General features: G+C 37.9%; 22 protein-coding genes. 1 reads left to right on the top strand and 21 read right to left on the bottom strand.

Translation table 11 applies throughout. The annotated features are described in order from the left end of the window. Window positions 1-589, top strand: a 589-nt coding sequence (locus B3C16_RS08155) for a transposase (RefSeq protein ID WP_291130731.1), incomplete at its 5' end; no start/stop codon positions are given. A gap of 153 nt (window positions 590-742) precedes the next feature. Here the strand turns inward: B3C16_RS08155 and chrA are convergent. The 21 genes from chrA to B3C16_RS08050 form a co-directional block, all read right to left on the bottom strand. After that, entirely contained in the window at window positions 743-1,873 is a 1,131-nt protein-coding gene (gene chrA / locus B3C16_RS08150; RefSeq protein ID WP_207209817.1) for a chromate efflux transporter, read from the bottom strand. A 5-nt stretch (window positions 1,874-1,878) separates the two neighbouring features. After that, window positions 1,879-3,750, bottom strand: coding sequence for a metallophosphoesterase (locus B3C16_RS08145; RefSeq protein ID WP_113667229.1), 1,872 nt, complete (start codon window positions 3,748-3,750; stop codon window positions 1,879-1,881). 44 nt (window positions 3,751-3,794) lie between these two features. Further along, on the bottom strand, window positions 3,795-4,232 hold the full coding sequence (locus B3C16_RS08140) for a DoxX family protein (RefSeq protein ID WP_113667228.1): 438 nt from the start codon (window positions 4,230-4,232) through the stop codon (window positions 3,795-3,797). Between the two features lies 1 nt (window position 4,233). Beyond that, the gene (locus B3C16_RS08135) at window positions 4,234-4,812 is read right to left on the bottom strand and encodes a phosphatase PAP2 family protein (protein WP_242497137.1); all 579 of its coding nucleotides are present in this window, start codon (window positions 4,810-4,812) and stop codon (window positions 4,234-4,236) included. Next, window positions 4,812-5,321 (bottom strand): hypothetical protein, encoded by a 510-nt coding sequence (locus B3C16_RS08130; protein WP_291130720.1) that lies wholly within the window; start codon window positions 5,319-5,321, stop codon window positions 4,812-4,814. The genes B3C16_RS08135 and B3C16_RS08130 overlap by 1 nt, the downstream gene beginning before the upstream one ends. Window positions 5,322-5,369: 48 nt before the next feature. Further along, entirely contained in the window at window positions 5,370-6,170 is an 801-nt protein-coding gene (locus B3C16_RS08125) for a helix-turn-helix domain-containing protein (RefSeq protein ID WP_113667227.1), read from the bottom strand. Then, window positions 6,167-6,793 carry a class I SAM-dependent methyltransferase gene (locus B3C16_RS08120; protein WP_291130716.1) on the bottom strand — a complete coding sequence of 209 codons (627 nt, stop codon included), beginning with the start codon at window positions 6,791-6,793 and terminating at the stop codon, window positions 6,167-6,169. The genes B3C16_RS08125 and B3C16_RS08120 overlap by 4 nt, the downstream gene beginning before the upstream one ends. A 121-nt stretch (window positions 6,794-6,914) precedes the next feature. Next, the gene (locus B3C16_RS08115; RefSeq protein WP_291130713.1) at window positions 6,915-7,649 is read right to left on the bottom strand and encodes a metallophosphoesterase family protein; all 735 of its coding nucleotides are present in this window, start codon (window positions 7,647-7,649) and stop codon (window positions 6,915-6,917) included. 27 nt (window positions 7,650-7,676) lie between these two features. Beyond that, window positions 7,677-8,747 carry an ACR3 family arsenite efflux transporter gene (gene arsB / locus B3C16_RS08110; RefSeq protein ID WP_113667224.1) on the bottom strand — a complete coding sequence of 357 codons (1,071 nt, stop codon included), beginning with the start codon at window positions 8,745-8,747 and terminating at the stop codon, window positions 7,677-7,679. Window positions 8,748-8,749: 2 nt separating this feature from the next. Further along, on the bottom strand, window positions 8,750-9,364 hold the full coding sequence (locus B3C16_RS08105) for a low molecular weight phosphatase family protein (protein WP_113667223.1): 615 nt from the start codon (window positions 9,362-9,364) through the stop codon (window positions 8,750-8,752). 38 nt (window positions 9,365-9,402) lie between these two features. Then, a complete protein-coding gene (locus B3C16_RS08100; protein ID WP_113667222.1) occupies window positions 9,403-9,876 on the bottom strand; it encodes a DUF6428 family protein in 474 nt (157 codons plus the stop codon). An 85-nt stretch (window positions 9,877-9,961) separates the two neighbouring features. Beyond that, the gene (locus B3C16_RS08095; RefSeq protein ID WP_113667221.1) at window positions 9,962-10,291 is read right to left on the bottom strand and encodes an ArsR/SmtB family transcription factor; all 330 of its coding nucleotides are present in this window, start codon (window positions 10,289-10,291) and stop codon (window positions 9,962-9,964) included. Between the two features lie 321 nt (window positions 10,292-10,612). Next, a complete protein-coding gene (locus tag B3C16_RS08090) occupies window positions 10,613-11,419 on the bottom strand; it encodes a PRTRC system ThiF family protein (protein ID WP_291130701.1) in 807 nt (268 codons plus the stop codon). Continuing rightward, entirely contained in the window at window positions 11,416-12,144 is a 729-nt protein-coding gene (locus B3C16_RS08085) for a PRTRC system protein B (protein ID WP_291130698.1), read from the bottom strand. Before B3C16_RS08085 ends, B3C16_RS08090 begins: the two co-directional genes overlap by 4 nt. After that, window positions 12,141-13,316 (bottom strand): hypothetical protein, encoded by a 1,176-nt coding sequence (locus B3C16_RS08080; RefSeq protein WP_291130695.1) that lies wholly within the window; start codon window positions 13,314-13,316, stop codon window positions 12,141-12,143. Before B3C16_RS08080 ends, B3C16_RS08085 begins: the two co-directional genes overlap by 4 nt. Window positions 13,317-13,332: 16 nt before the next feature. After that, window positions 13,333-13,551: a PRTRC system protein C gene (locus tag B3C16_RS08075; protein ID WP_035650001.1), complete on the bottom strand. Its 219-nt coding sequence runs from the start codon at window positions 13,549-13,551 to the stop codon at window positions 13,333-13,335. 25 nt (window positions 13,552-13,576) lie between these two features. Further along, window positions 13,577-14,179: a PRTRC system protein E gene (locus B3C16_RS08070; RefSeq protein WP_291130691.1), complete on the bottom strand. Its 603-nt coding sequence runs from the start codon at window positions 14,177-14,179 to the stop codon at window positions 13,577-13,579. A gap of 12 nt (window positions 14,180-14,191) precedes the next feature. Further along, complete coding sequence (locus B3C16_RS08065) at window positions 14,192-14,386, bottom strand: BBE domain-containing protein (RefSeq protein ID WP_291130688.1); 195 nt, start codon at window positions 14,384-14,386, stop codon at window positions 14,192-14,194. 12 nt (window positions 14,387-14,398) lie between these two features. Next, window positions 14,399-14,596 (bottom strand): hypothetical protein, encoded by a 198-nt coding sequence (locus B3C16_RS08060; RefSeq protein WP_035650683.1) that lies wholly within the window; start codon window positions 14,594-14,596, stop codon window positions 14,399-14,401. Window positions 14,597-14,648: 52 nt separating this feature from the next. After that, the gene (locus B3C16_RS08055) at window positions 14,649-15,722 is read right to left on the bottom strand and encodes a DUF932 domain-containing protein (RefSeq protein WP_291130683.1); all 1,074 of its coding nucleotides are present in this window, start codon (window positions 15,720-15,722) and stop codon (window positions 14,649-14,651) included. 43 nt (window positions 15,723-15,765) lie between these two features. Beyond that, window positions 15,766-16,143 (bottom strand): single-stranded DNA-binding protein, encoded by a 378-nt coding sequence (locus B3C16_RS08050; RefSeq protein ID WP_035650007.1) that lies wholly within the window; start codon window positions 16,141-16,143, stop codon window positions 15,766-15,768. Window positions 16,144-16,461 lie beyond the last annotated feature (318 nt).

Genomic DNA, 16,461 nt, shown 5'->3' with positions numbered 1-16,461 from the left:
GGAACGTACCATGTTAAAAAATCAGTTGCATGCTGAACGTACCTCTGCAACATCAAGTGAAAAGTCAGTTAAAAGAACAAACAAAAGAATAGCCTTGATTGATACGCAGGAAAAGGAGATACGAGAAGAAATTGCTAAACTCATCAAAAAAGATGAGGTATTAGCAGAAAAGATGAAAATAATATCTTCTATACCCGGAGTTGGAAATTTGACTGCCGTGACCATTATCGCTGAAACCAACGGTTTCGAACTCATAAAGAATAAAAGGCAACTGGTCAGTTATGCGGGATTAGATGTAAGAGAAAAGACATCTGGGACATCCGTAAAATCCAAACCCCGTATATCCAAGCGAGGTAATCGGAATTTAAGGAAAGTCATGCACTTTCCGGCACTGGCTGCGATTAGAACCGATGAAAGGTTCAGAGATATCTTTTTAAGATTGGTTTCAAGGCATGGCATTAAAATGAAAGCTATCGTTGCCATCCAAAGAAAAATATTAGAATTGACTTTTATCCTCTGGAAAAACAATTCTTTTTATAACCCGGAATATGCATATCAAATTTTGCCGACCGTAGAAATAGTTATATAAAAATGTGAGTTGAAATACTTATAGTTAAGTCATCACTCCACATAAATTACTAGGAAAGGGTAATAGTTTATTTACTATTATCTATAGATACTATTGCCTTTTTTTACCTATGAAAGCCTGCTATGTAACAATATTGAAAGCATAATGATACGATTAAAATTGATATAAGAGATAGCCTAGAAGCGCGCCACCCAACACAATAAATGCACTGTTGATTGTTTTGAATTTAAAAACGACAACTACACTAATCAGCGCTATGCTGATTGTCTTCCAATCGATAATGGTTTCTTTGCCCATTGTAAAACAAACAGCAATAATAATGGCAACAGAGGCTATATTTACAGCATCCAGCGAAGCAGACAGGCTCTTAGAATTTCGCATTTTTTTCATCAGAGGCTTAAGCAATGCCACCAATACAAACGATGGAAGAAAAATAGCAATTGTTGAAATAACAGCACCAGATAGTCCATTGATTTGATAACCAATAAATGTAACTGATGAAAAAACAGGTCCTGGCGTGAACTGCCCAACTGCAATAGCATCCATCAATTGCTGTCGGGTAAGTAAGCCGTTTGCTACCAATTCTGTATCTAAAAAAGCGAACAGAACATAACCGCTTCCGTAGAGAACAGCACCTATTTTTAAAAATATCCAAAATAATCTGGCGTTTGTTTCTGAAAGTAAGTGCCCGTTTGCAATTTGAAAAAAAAGAACTGGAACAAAACTTTGCAGCGTACTGTTTTTATAATTTTGAATATAAAACAAACCCAATGCGAACAGGCCTGCGCCAAACATTAAATAGATTTCGCTGATTCCCAGTAAAGACAGAAACAATACAGCGATGCCTATAAATGCTAATACAATTGACTTGATCGATTTTTTGGCTAATGGAAAAATTGCCCCGATAATGATGGCTATAATTGCTGGCTTTATACCGTAAATAAACGGCTGTATTTCGGGTAATTGTCCGTATTGCCTGTACAGCCAAGCAAAAATACCAGTAATAAAAACCGCCGGCAAAATAAAACACATGCCTGCAACGAGCAGCCCTTTCCAACCCCCTTTGTCGTACCCAATGTGTATCGCCATTTCAGTACTATTGGGTCCTGGAATAAGATTGGTAGCTCCCAATAAATCTAAAAAATGCTGTTCGCTCAACCATTTTCTTTTGGCGACAACTTCCCGCTGCATCATTGCAATATGTGCTGCCGGACCTCCAAAACCGATGAATCCCAGTTTGAGAAAGAGTTGAGCAATTTTTTTTATCGGTATTTTCCCCTCCATTACAACTATTTTACTTCAAGTTCATCTATAAGATTCAAGGTATCCGGATTATATACTTTCATCGTAATTCTCTTTCCGTTTACATAAAAAAGGCACAAAGCATTTTCCACACTAAAAGACTGGGTAAACTTGCTCCATGGCAATACCTCTTGTGCATAATAGGGCGCACCTGCTGCACCATTATTAATTTGATAGATTGAACGAGATACATTCAATTTTTTACTAGGATAATCTGCGGGATAAATAGGAACCTCTTGTGTTAATTTCAACCAGTTGTAATTATGCTCATCACCGGTAAGTATCGCAACAGTTTTTTTACTTTCATTAATTAGAATATCTAAGTATTCGTCCCTTCTTTCAATAATTCCTTTTTCAACTGGTTTCCCACCAATCCACGGACGCTTTGTGTTATCACCACTGTACCACATATCGTCCTTACTGTGCCCTCCGTTAGGAAATGCAGGGGTATGCTGAGTAATAAAAATATGGTCTATGTCTTTGTCATTTTCAAGCTTTTGAATGGTTGCCCTTAACCAATCAAGTTGGTTGTCCATTATATAACCGTGCAGCCCACCGCTTGTTGCAGTTTCTTTGCTTAAAGAAGGAGCGTACCAATAATTACTATTGAGTACAACCATGGCTGTATTTCCATATGTGTAATAAAAAACATTTTCTGCATAAGGTGGAAAATCTATCCGTTTTTTATCAGGGTCATACTTGTTGTCATCCTCACTTATAAGCCCGCTAATAGGATTTACAAATGCTTCTGCAAAAACAGTCTCTGCTGACTCTGTCTCAAAAGGAAATCTATCAATAAAACCCTTGTTTTTTCCGCTTTCATCTTCAAAGACATATCCCAGTGCTTCGTGATTGCCCATACCAACATTAAATGGCATATAATGCCAAAAAGGTTCAATGGATTTTTTCCAGTTTGTGTATTGCAGGTGTTGTTCTTCTTTACTGCTAAGATAGCCATTAATCATGTCGCCAGTAAACTGAACAAAAGCGGCATTTTCTTTATAAGCAAGGGCAGCTATTTTTTTCATAATATATGCATTTGCCCCATATGCTTTTCTTTCACCACCACCCGTTGCGTGGCGGCTGTCGCTGGTATATCCGAAAATAAAACTTTGTCTGCTGCCTTTTTTTAGTGCTGTCGTAACATGGTACGACTGGGAAAGTAGACCGTAGGTTACTTTGTACTGGTATTTTTGATTGGATTTTAAACTATTTATTTGCCATTCATGATGCGTTTTAGGAACATTATCCTTATATATTCTGCCATCAATTTCTACTTGGGCCTGTACAGGCAATGTAGTTTTACACCAAATCACAACACTGGTATCTGTAAGGTTACTTACAAATGGGCCTTCATAAACTGCCGGCAGCACTTCAAAAGGACCTGTTCCGCTTAGAGAAACAACTCCATCAAATAAAATCATCCCATTATTATCAGTTACCCTATAGCCAAGGGTTAAAAATCCATTTTCTTTCCAACCTACAAAATCATATGGATATTTGAATGCGTCTGCCATATTGATTTCAGCTTTTCCTTCTATGAGTGCTTGTGTAAAACGGTATACCGGAAGCGGATGTGGTGCTTTTCCATAAGGTATTAACCCATAGGTAACAGATCCTTTCAAATTTCCGAAGTCCAGAATCACGCCAGAACTTGTACCAGTTGGTTTGCCCAAGAGCCTTTGAGTGCTATATTGAGTCTCTGCATCAGTGGCAAAATATTTTTTCTCGTTCTCTTCGAAATACAGATGATTATCCTTATCATAATGAATATTGGAATAGGAAGCTGGGATTTCCGTCTGTTGTGCAAATGTGGAAACTGACAAAAAAAGCAACGAAAGTATATATGTAGTTTTCATAAAAATATATTTACGAATAAATTTGAATTCTGTTAAAAGTATAATTAGTGACTATTTCTATCACTCGATATTATTTTGTCAATACTCCAGTGTCCCGCTCCTTTTATCAAAAGAAATACACTTCCTAAAAGCATTGCCCAATCAGTCCTGCTCCCGTGAAGTAATTCCCAGAAGCCATCATTTGCCAATACTTCGGCTTTGGTAGTTGTGAAAGCAACAAGCATAATTATGATTAACGGAATACTGGCTAAACGAGTCAGCAGACCCACTAAAAGTAAAATCCCACATAGGATTTCGAAAAAACCAACAAAACTTCCCAAAAAATCAGCTGATGGAAAACCGATTTTTTCAAAGCGGCCAGCACCACGAATGGCTGGAAATAAAAATTTTTGAACTCCTTCGGAAAAGAAAACTGCACCAACAATCAAGCGGATTATAATTGTGGTTTTTGAGTTGTCGGTAGTAATGATTTTTTTGAACATATTAAGCGAACTTTTTTATTATAATCGGATTATACAAATTGTAAATTCGGGCCACAAGCAAAGCAATAGGAATACTCAGAACGGCCGGAACAACAATATCTGCTGGATAATGCACTCCAAGATAAACCCTGCTTAGACTGACAAATGCTGCCCAGGGGATAAGAACAAAAGGCAGCCATTTCAGTTTGTCCCTTGCTACCAGCGTCAGGTAGAATGCCAACGAAAACACATTGGCTGCATGGGATGATATGAAACCAAACTTTCCACCTCTGTAATTATTAACTATGTGAAGCTTATCTATTAAATCAGGGTTGTGGCTCGGTCGTAATCTTTCAAATATTGGCTTGAATATTCCTGAAGCTAACTGGTCACTTATAGTGATCAGTAAAACTATCAGCAATATCATAAAAATCGCATCTTTTCGATATTTCCATATCAACAGCAATAACAAAAATCCATAAAAAGGGAGCCATGTGTATTTTTCACTGGCAAACCACATTACATTATCCCAAAACTCACTATGGCTGCCATTTAGCCAAAGCAGGATTTCTATATCTAATTGTTTTATATACTCTATCATTATCTTCTTATTGGTGATTGTCTTTCTGTTGGAGTTTTTACAGTAAAAAATGGAACTCTTTCCATTGCATGGCAACTTATGCAGCTATTGGTAAGCACTTGAAAATTCCTGTTGAACACAGCGGTGTCTCTTTTTGCAAGAGCTTTTTTCATTTCTGGAAGAGTTACATCCAGAAAATGTTTTGCCGATTTCGAACGTTTAGGTCTCCGCTCCAATCCATTTTCGATTGCTTTTTGTATTTTCTCTAATTGATAATCCGCATATTCCCAATTTTCATCCTGTCCCGCCCAAAACAATTCCTGGTAGCGATAGCCAGTTTCGACCATTGTGTTATCAAAACCCCGAAACTGATTTTCTATGATTTCCAGTTTCTCCTGTTCCGTGCCTTTTATCCATTTGCCTTGTACTGTTTCTGTTTTTTGGTTACAGGCAGGAAAGAGCGTTAACGATAGCAGAATTAAAAAATACCTCATGACATCCCTGTTTTTAGTTTGTCTTACAAACTTCATACAATGAATTGTATAATGGTGGTATATTTGAAAATAATACGGTAGCTCTTAAAGACTGCGAAATACCTGCGGTGTAGAACCTGTATGGCGTTTGAAATATTTTATAAAGTGAGAAGTGTCATTAAAGTTTAAAGTATACGCTACCTCTGAAACATTATTATCAGTATACAGCAATAATCTTTTTGCCTCACTAATCATGTATTCTGCTATAACATCTGCCGCTGGCTGATTAAGCTCTTTTCTACAGATAGCATTTAGATTTTGGGGCGTCGTGTTTAATTGCCCGGCATAGTAAGCAACATTATTTTTTAAATCATCTGTCTCATTGAGAAGCTCCCTAAATAACAAGATAGTGTTGTTGGTCTTATGTTTATTGACCGGAAAAGATGCAGGAATACTAATGATTTTTGCCAATAATGCTTTTAGTATCCCTTCTGTCACGCTGAAATCTTTTTCATCAATAAGCAACTGAAATAATATTGATATGGAATTGTTCTGTTCCAGATGAAGGCAGCTCAATGCACTTACCTGAGACAAGATTCTTTTCAGCGATCTATCCAGCGATCTATCAACAAATCCTTTTTTCAAGAGCAATACATAACCTTCAGGTACTGAGTCAATATCCCAATGATGTACCTGTTCTTTTCGTACAAAAAATACAGTTGGCGGTATTATAGGGAATTGTGTATAATCAATAGTATGCGTACCGCTTCCTTGCGACAGATATATAATTTCAAAATAACTATTGTGTTTATGCGGTTCAGTTTTGCGGATGTCTTTTCTGAATGGTGAAACTTTTATCAGTTCCTTCATTTCAATTTTATTCTTTATTTGTATTGATTTTTTCAATCGTTCTTTCTTTTAAAACTGCAAAACACAAAATTCTGAACTGTGTCAAAAGGAGTCTTGTGATCTATTGTAAAACATTCTATTTTTTCAAAGTGTTTCAGAAAACGGCTTACTAGTGTACTTTCGGAATATTGTTGGATCTCAATACCACTGCATTTTTTAGGACCTTGTTCTGAAAAAGTACCGATAACCATAATTCCATTTTTGGAAACTGCATTGGCAGCAGTTTGTATATAATTGTCAATCTCTTTATCAGCTGTCAGAAAATGAAACGCAGCCCTGTCGTGCCAAAAGTCGTATTGCTCTTTTGGTTGAAAATCCGAAGCATCTGCAACAATCCATTTTATATTTGCAGATTTATTTCCCAGCCTTTGTTTCGCTCTTTCAATAGCTAAAGCGGATATATCAAGAATGGTAATATTTACGAAGCCTAAATCAAGCAGATGGTCAACAAGAAAGCTGTCTCCTGCACCAATATCTATAATTTTTGCACTTTTAGGCAGATCAAATTCTTTGATAAGCGCTAGTGAAGTTTCAGGTGTAGGCTGATACCAGCTTACCTCTTCCAATGATTTGGTCTGGTATATATTTTCCCAGTGATTTTTTCTATCTTGTAATGGCATCGCTTTCTATTTTTAATTCTTTATAACATACAAATTTAACTTATACTTTTTTTATCTTGTCTCTCTTTCATTCATAAACTTACCCTTGTAGTGCCAATAGGAAATAACTTAAATCTTTAAGTTAATACCCCTCCCTTAACATGTGTGCATAACTGTCTGGCAGGTCGCTTTGTTCAATCGCTTGGGCTGCCTTTTCAATATCGTATTGAACTCTGATAAACTCGACCTTGATGCCTTCTTTTTTAGAGAAATCGGCGCTTTTATTAATAGTAATTACTGCATAACAGCATTTCGGATTTCCATCTTTAGGCTTTCCCACTGATCCTGCGTTAACAGCATGGAAATAGCGACCTTTTTTATTGGGATTTTCCAAAACACGATGATATGGTTTGTGCGAATGTCCGCATATAATTATATCAGCATCAGCGTCAAGAAAAATAGCAGTAAATTTCTTTTCGTCTTTATCTTCAAGCAAATACTCCGTATTACTATTCGGGCTGCCATGTACCATGAGTATCTTTATTTTTTTATCAGCTGTCTGATATTCCAATTTTATATGGGCTGGCAGAGCGGAAAGATAACTGATTTGTTCTTTGCCGACAATTTGATATGCATAACTCCCGGAATCTTTCGATCCATCATTATGTATATCGACAGCTTTAACGTCATGGTTTCCGGCCAGGGTAGGAATATGCCTTTTGCGTATTTCATTTATCACAGCATTTGGCCATATATTGTAACCTACCAGATCACCTAAACAATAAACAGCGTCAATTTTCTGTTCATCGATGCTCTTCAAGGTTTGTTCCAGTGCCGGAAAATTAGCGTGAATATCCGAAAGTATTGCAATTCTCATATTTACTGTTAAGAAAATTATCAGCTGTTAAACACTTTTTGAATAATACTTTTTTCTAAACCAAAAGGCTACATTGACTAAGGCAATGAGTGCAGGGACTTCTACCAATGGACCAATAACGCCAGCAAATGCCTGACCGCTGTTGATCCCAAATACGCCAATCGCTACCGCAATGGCAAGTTCAAAATTGTTACCTGTAGCAGTAAAGGCTATTGCCGTTGCTTTTGAATAATCAGCCCCAAAATATTTGCCGACAAAAAAACTAATGATGAACATTAAAGTAAAGTAAATCACTAAAGGAATTGCAATTCGAACAACATCCATAGGAATTTGAACAATCAGTTCTCCTTTAAGGCTGAACATAACGATGATTGTAAAAAGTAATGACAGGAGTGTAATAGGCGAAATAAAAGGTACATATTTAGTTTCAAACCATTCTGTTCCTTTTAATGCAATAAGAGCATATCGGCTAATGATGCCAAGTGCAAAAGGAATTCCCAAATATATCCCGACACTTTCTGCAATCTGACCAATGCTGATATTTACCTCAAATCCGTCATAACCAAAATACGGAGGAAGAATAGTTATAAAGATATAAGCGTATACGCTGTAAAGCAGAACTTGAAAGATACTATTTAATGCAATAAGCCCGGCAGCATATTCCCTGTTTCCATCTGCAAGGTCATTCCAGACTACTACCATGGCTATACAGCGTGCCAAGCCGATAAGAATGACACCGATCATATATTCCGGATAGCCATTTAAAAGAAGTAAGGCCAGTGAAAACATTAAAATTGGCCCAACAATCCAGTTTAAAAATAGCGATGCCCCTAATATCTTAGTGTTTTTGAAAACCTGTCCCATCTGCTCGTATTTCACTTTTGCCAAAGGCGGATACATCATTAGAATAAGCCCAACAGCCAGAGGAATATTAGTTGTTCCGCTGGAAAAAGAATTGATGAAATTACCGCTTGAGGGGATAAAATAGCCTATTGCTACGCCAAGAGCCATCGCCAGAAAAATCCACAGCGTTAAAAATCTGTCTAAAAAACTTAATTTCTTTCGCCCTGAGGCAGGTGCACAGTTATTTGCTGCCATTTTTATTGTTTGATTTTTGAGAATACATAAAACATTTCAGTTCCGATTTGCAGGCTGCGTTCCTGATATATTTGCTTTTGCTGTGGCGTTCCATCAGATACTTTTGGATCTTCAAAAGTAACAGGGATACGCTTTTCGGCACCTGCAATAAATGGGCATCCGCCATCCGCCTGAGAACAGGTCATTATAGCTGCAAACTCACTTTCAGGATTAAAATCATCATCATAGGTTTTAGAAAACCCGATAACAGGAAGTTCATTTGCAGAAAACTTAATTGAATATACGGGGTTTTTGCCTTCTGAAATAGCTTTAACTTTAAATCCAGAGTACTGTAAAGTTTCGGCTACCATAGGGAATAAGGCAGTAGCTTCAGTACCTCCCGAATAACATGAAACATTTTTTATATTATAGTATGCTGCTGCAGTCTGAGCCCAGACCTGAGACAAATGGCTTCTTCTGGAATTATGTGTGCAGATCAGGTTCAATCTGATTTCCTGCCTGATATTTACCTTACTTTGAATAAAATCAACCAGAGGCTGAAGAACACTTTTACGCTCTTCAGAAATTTGTTTAAAATCGAATGTTTTAATAGTATTCTCTATTTCAGTATATAACATTATCTTGATTGGTATGATGGTTTATTAATATTAAAAAATTAACAGCAGCCTGCGCCAGGTGTACATGAATTGGTATTGTCAACATTTAGCTGTGATACGTTTGCCGTGGATTTATCGGACGGGATTCCACATTGATCCTGAGCCAGACATGCTGTCTGTTTGTTTAATAAAATGAATTTTTCACCATTAAATTCCAAGTCATATTTACCTATGGTAATGTCCTGATATTCCACTTCAATATCAGCATCTTCAATGCCTAGTTTTTCCTCAGACAATTTGATAATGCTCAATAATTTTCCCGGTTTTAGACGGTGCTGATAATCGTCAGCATTCCATAATTGAAAATTGACAACTTTTTCATTTCGGATTACTCCGCCACAGTCAATAAAGTTTTTAATAATCTGTCCCACTTCAGTAACATGGAAGTGTTCGGGAACAAATGTTCCGTTCTCTAATTGAAATTCAACATTGTCTAATGTTGGCAGGATTTCTTTGATTTCTGATAATTTCATAATAGTTAATTTTTAAATATGATAAAATGGATAATACATAATGTTATATAGCAATATAACGATAATTAAATGTAAAAAAATGTCTTTAACAGCATTGGTTTACTTTAACAGCTTGATTGAAAAAAGCATTAAATTCCTCTTGAAATTGATTCCATACCTTCTCTTCAATGCAGTAGCAAACCGACTTCCCTTCAATTGAACCTTGAATGATTCCGATACTTTTTAATTCTTTTAAATGTTGCGAAATAGTTGCCTGTGCTAATCCTAACTCCTCCACTAAATCATTACAGATACATTTTTCCTGATTTATAATATATTGAAGTATTGCAATTCTGGCAGGATGACCTAAAACTTTAAGAAGTGATGCAAACTTGTTTTGATCATCTGTATACATGTCTGTTTTAGTAATTCCCATAGTGCTTTATTTTATATTGCAATATTACGATATTAATTTAGAAAAAAGAATTAAACAATTATATTTTTAAAAGAATTAATAAAAATGGTTAAAACAATTTGGATTATAACACAGAATCTTTTCTTTGGACGCTTTTACGGAAAGAAAAGAAGTCCTCTAAAATAACAAAAGGGATACTGCATATCCCTTACAAAATTTTCGCAGCCTGTTTGATAAAATGGCGCATTGTGCATTTTTATTAAAGTGGCTGCACCGCTTAAACGCAAAAAGACTGCCCCGACCTTTTGGGAGGGAGTGTCTTTTTGCCGCCCGATTTTCGGGTCAGGCGACTTTTAGGGGTTGTGACTGAAAGTTTCCAAGATTAAGGAAAAATCCCCTGTACTCGGTCATGCCATAACGGAACAAACTCCACAATAGAGAACATCCCATTTGTGCCAAGGCAGAATTGATAAACAATTCCTGTTTTTCCAAGGCTTCTGCTAAGGAACAGCTTGGTGTGTCGTCCTGTTCTTCGGACTGTAGTAGCAATTCCCCAAATTCTTCGGTAACAAATGGCAGGCTTGCCACCGTCTCATACTTTTCAGAGTTGGGTTGCTTAATTTCTCCAATAGTGGATAATATGACCTGTCCTGTATGTTGGCTGTTGCCAAAGTCTAACCAATATTTAGGTGTATCTCTATTATTTCTGCGGTTGCATAATTCTTTAAGTATTTCAGCAACGCCAAATCTCGCTTGTACATTATCCACACAAGTAATATAGATAGTTGCCTGTGCATTTTGGGGCAGTCTTCCCAAACTATCTTTCTCAAATTTCACCGTTTCCGTTTTCCAATAAGTTCCCATAAAACGATTTGCCCGATTAATAAGGGCAACGGATTTAAATAAGCCAACCTCGGACTCAGCAAAACGCTGTCTGCCCAAATTGGCAGTCGTGATAACATCGTCATCCCAAAGGCGGACAGATAATCCTGCATGTCCAAGTTCAATTAAGCTGTGGTTCATTTCCATTAAGGCGGTAAGTACTTTTGAACCCGTACCTCCTGCACCGATTACGTTTACAGTAATAGGGTTACTCGGATTTATAAGATAGTTATCCGTAAAATGTATTTTTGTTTTCTCAGTATTCATCTCAATAGATTTTTAAGGGTTTTGTTATTTTTTTTCAGTACCTCTTTAGGAAAGGACTTATTTGAATTGATTAGGTCTTTCCAAAGGTTTACACAATTGCCATTTATTGGGCTGTTTCTTCCCAATAAATGGCTGAAATAGGAATTAAAAAAGTAGTCTTCCCAACCGTTGGTAAATTCCTCAACCGAAGCCGAGTTTTTAATATTGATATTGACCGAACCCATACATACTTTCCCATCTTCATAGATGTTGAAAAATGGTGCGCAATACAAAGGTGTTTTTTCTGTCGGTCGTCGGTCGCTTCCCAATGCAAATACCGTAAGACTATTTTTGCTGGCATACCAAATCATTGGCGGTGCATAGGCCATTCCGTTGGGTATTTCCAAACCTTCCACAAAATACATTTGTCGTCTTTGTGCTTTGGTGTACCACAATACCGAACCTTTATCTGTATTATGATTAATATGCAGTATGTTTGTCGGCAGTATTCCATTGGATTTTAAAAAGGCTTTTTCCTTGTCCTTTTCTGTTACTAATGCCCTCGCCAATACTTTTGCTTCCCGTTCTGTGAGTGGGTGGGCATTAATTGGATTACCGTTATTGTCCATATCGAAATGCTCCACATATACATCGGCATCTGCTCCTTTGGTTTCATAGAAAACGAGTGCGGATTTAGGATGGTACAGCGTACCAAAGCTTTCTGTTATGTCGGTTGCATTTTTCATTTTCTCGTGGTTTTATAGTTATAAAGCAAACTGCACATATCGTCCAAAAGGGCAAATAATCTGTTCTCAAAATCAAGGGTGTTCTTCGTGACCACTTTTTTGTCAAAACGTTTGCAGATAGTAGGTTCCTGCATTTCTGCGTACTCATTAAACTCGTTGTTGATGCTCTCGGCAAGGTTCTCGTATAGCCATCCTTTTGTGTGCGATATAAAAGAGATATACTTTTCCATACCAATGGTTTCATTGTCGTCGTCATCATTATCAGGTTCTTGTACAGGCATTGGAGCATTTCGGAAAATACTTGCCTTTGGATATTCCGTAAATAGTGCAAAGGCATTAGAAGCCGTCAGCCAACACTCATGGTCGAATGCATCACTTCTTTTAAAAGTGTTTAAACGTTTTTTAAATACCTGTAAACTCATAGGGTGAAAAATCTTTTGCTCGATATAATCTCCAATTAATCCCGCTTTTTCAAACTCAAGTTTACACGGCTCATTTTCTTCAGTTTCATCGTCCTGCTCTGCCCACTCTTTGTGCATTTCATACATCCAGTACAGATAACTGTTTTCCTGTCTGAAATAAGGAATATCAGCAATGTGATATAGGTAAGAACAGACAGAAATAAGCAGTTGGGCGTTTCTTTTATACTTGGGGTCGTGTAGCATCTGATACAGCGGTTCAATCGGTATATAATATAGGGTTGTGCCTGTATTGTATTTTTCCTCACTGATAAAATACGTTTTCTTACTGTCCTGCACCAAACTTATTTCCTGCCAATTCAGAACACTCTGCTTTAACTTTTCTTGCATATCCCATATCGCCAATGCCATATTGTACGGATAGTCAAATTGGTTGGTTTGCATAGGTTCAATATTATAATGCTCTGCAAGTAATGACAGCGACTTGTAAAAATCCTTGTGCATTTTTGCTGTTTCCATACAAGCCTGTACCGTTTCAGTTTCTTTCAGTCTGGGCAGGAATGCAGTCTTTAGAAAACCATTGGCAACATTTCCACAGGTACTGACCTGCGTTTGTCTTTTTGAACCTCGTTCGCATCTTTGGGTTTTTGCATCCATTGGGCGAACTCGCTGAGCTGTTGGTACAACTGCTTTTGTCTTTTTTGTTCGGTTAGCTTGATTGTTCCCGATATGATATGTTTGTGCATAGTCCATTGTTTTAAATTTAGATTTAACCTTTAGTGCCCATAACACTTTCAAATTTGTATTCAACCGCATCATCCTTAATGGCGGGTGCGGATATTTTGGCGGTGGTCAAAATGGGATATGTGTTGGCGTAAAAATTTAGTACTGCTTCCACGCTCCAACGTGGTTCAGGGTCGGTCAGCCTTATATCCTGACCTTTATCTTTGAGTATAAATACTCGTTCCAAATGCGTTGCTAATAACATGATTTCTGAATTTTAGGTTAACAATTTATTCTTCCTCGTCCGTGGCATCTTGGGAATAATCCGCTGTAACTTCTTCCGCTTTTGCAGGTTCGTGTTTTTCTTCCTCGATTGCTCCAAAAAGACTTGGCGCAGAAAACTTGTCGGACAGTTCTCTTTTACGTCTCCGTATCTCGTCTGCCTTTTCAGGGAACTCTGTTATTTCGGGTAGTTTTACCCACGCCTCACGGAATTTGCCCTCTTTCTCCAATTCATCTGCCTTTGCCATTGCGTCTTTGAACTTCTTGTCTTTGGCTCCCAGTTCTTTCTTCTGCCTGTCGGCTTTATCTTTTTCCATTGCCGACTGTTTTTTGGTTTCTTCCAACTGCTTCATAAAGCTTTCCATATCGACCATTAAGCCTGAAGCGGTTTGTATGGGTGTGGTTATGTTCTCGAAAAAACCGTTGTCGAGTTCCTCTGCTGTTCCCCGAAGATTAAGCGGTGGTATGATGTTCTTTGCGTTATCTCCGCATTGTTCGTTTTGGAGCATAACCGATACGATTAGGTTGTTTTCTGCTCCTTTTGCTATGGTGAGTTGCAAATCACCTGTAATCTGCAACTGCGCTATCTGATGGAAAAAATTTGCATTCATCGTTCTAAAATTTTAATTGTCGTCTAATTGTTTTTTAATGGCTCTGAGTTTCTCGTACATATCCGACCAATAGGTTTTCTGCCTTTTATCAAACTCGGAGAAACGTTTGTCCTCTTGGCGGTATTCCTTGTACTGCCCTGCTATTTTAATGGCTTCTTTAAGGTTGGTCACCTCAATAGGGCAACCGTTCAAATCTGTTATCTGCATAACTTTATCAGTTCAGTTTTCAGCGGTATAAACTCCGTTTTCGTAATAGCCTGTAAGCTGTTCCCAAGTCCTTAAAAGGCTATTGGTATCTATATAGAAATACTCTGTTCTATTGCAGTAAATGATATATATAGCTTCGTCTTTGTATTTCGTTTCAAGGCTTTGTGATTTAGCCATATTTTTAGCTTTCTCTATTGATTTTGCTTTCATATCAGTTATTTTATAGTAGGCTACCACCGATTAAGGCGGTAGCCTTGTTTATCTAATTAAAATTTAGGATTTCTGCACCATCTAAGGCAAAGCCTGTACACAAGTCAAATGCTTTTTGTGATTTGAGCTGTGCAGTACCACCCAAAACAATGCTCTGCAACTTGGCTTCATCGTCTTTGTAATTGCGTACATTCTGATAGTAGCCTGTAACAGCGTTGTAGGCTCCGAACAATGTGCCTTTTGTAGTGTCCATCTGCTGTGTGTCACTAATCATAGCGTATGCAAAAGCATCCTCAACTGTATTTTTGAACACGGTGGAGATTTCTTCTTCCGCACCTTTTTTAATCAAATCATACGTTTCCTTATTAGGGCAGAGTGCCAATTGGATTAGCTTTCTCACTTCCTTGTCTTTTACCTTTACTTTTGCCCATTCATTGAAAATATTCTCTAACTGGATACTCAAGGTGTTCGCCAATCCCATAATCTTGTGAGCGTTCTCTATACGCTGTTTTGCTCCCGAAGTGTGTTTGATACGCACTACATTAGTCATACTGCGCAAGGATGCGTTAAGCGTGTTTTGGCATACGATACGAATAGGAGTAAAAGCGGCTGTGATACTTCCGCTACCATCGTGCGAAGTGGTCAGGAAAATGTATTTTTCGGTTACATCATCGCCATTTCCAACTCGGATATAGTCGGGCAGTTTGGCTGTGATAAATATGCGTTCCCCATTACCCAGCGCTCCTGCGGTTTCATATAGTATTCCGTCTCCACCGCCTACAATGGCATCAAAGAAATTAAATGCTTCACGGTTCTGCACGATATGATAGTCTTTGCCTACCACGCCCAATACTGCGTTGTTATCCGTGCGTATATTGGCAAAATAGCTAGGGACTTCCAATTCTTTACTGCCTATCTCGATACTGTCAGCCGTTTGAATAATACCCGAACTTTTGGTAAATAGCGGACTTTTAACGACTTCATAATCTAACCCTGCAAATTTGATAGCTTCCTCGCTTGTTGGGTATTGCTCTACAATTTGCCCTAGTCCGTGCCACGCTTTTTCCTTTACGCTAAAGAATGAATAACGTCCTGTTTCGCTGTTAAAATTGATATTATGTGCCATGATTTTAAATTTTAAATTGTTTGAATTATTTAGGTGCTCGTTGTTAAAATGGTAGGTCGTCCTTTTCCTTGTCGATGCTGTTTCCTGTGGGAGCCTGTACAGTTTCCGATTTTTTACCGCCCCCGTGCAGTTTGATTTGCGAGGTGTTGAAGTTCAGTCCTGCGTGCGGTTCTCCGTCACTGCCTGTCCACGCTCTTGCGCTTGCCCTGCCTGTCAGTTCTACCACTGCACCTTTTTTGAGTATCTTGGCAACGTTGGGACTTAGCCAGTAGGCGCAGTCGAAATACGTTGTCTGCTCTATGCGCTCGCCCGCTTTGTTTTTATAGCTGTCGTTGATGGCTACCGAAAAGTTTACTACTGTCTTGCTGTTTGACACGTTGCGTACTTGCGCATCCGCTGTCACTCTTCCTGTGATGTTCATAATTCCTGCGATTTTTAGTGATTATTTTTTTTTTTGAAATTTTATTCGGCAATGAGAGGAGGTGCTGTTTTGTTTCATCAAATCCATTTTTAATATTTTATTTCTCATTGCTGACATTTTTTTTATTCGTCTAAAGAGCCGGAGTATGCTATGTTTCGTTTCGGGAGCATAAAAAGGTTAGTGTTTAGCAATAGCAAGGTTTTGACAAAAAATACAACCCGGATGGGTGGAGATTTTTTGTCAAACCTGAAGGGCCTGGCCTTGCTATTGCGTTAAGAACACGGAGTTACCTTTGCTGCTGAAATGAGACAAAAGCAT

It is taken from the genome of Flavobacterium sp. UBA7682, from assembly GCF_002482945.1.
Classification (GTDB): Bacteria; Bacteroidota; Bacteroidia; order Flavobacteriales; family Flavobacteriaceae; genus Flavobacterium.
Note: the sequence above shows the minus strand (reverse complement) of the source record. Positions and strands in the feature narration are given on the sequence as shown.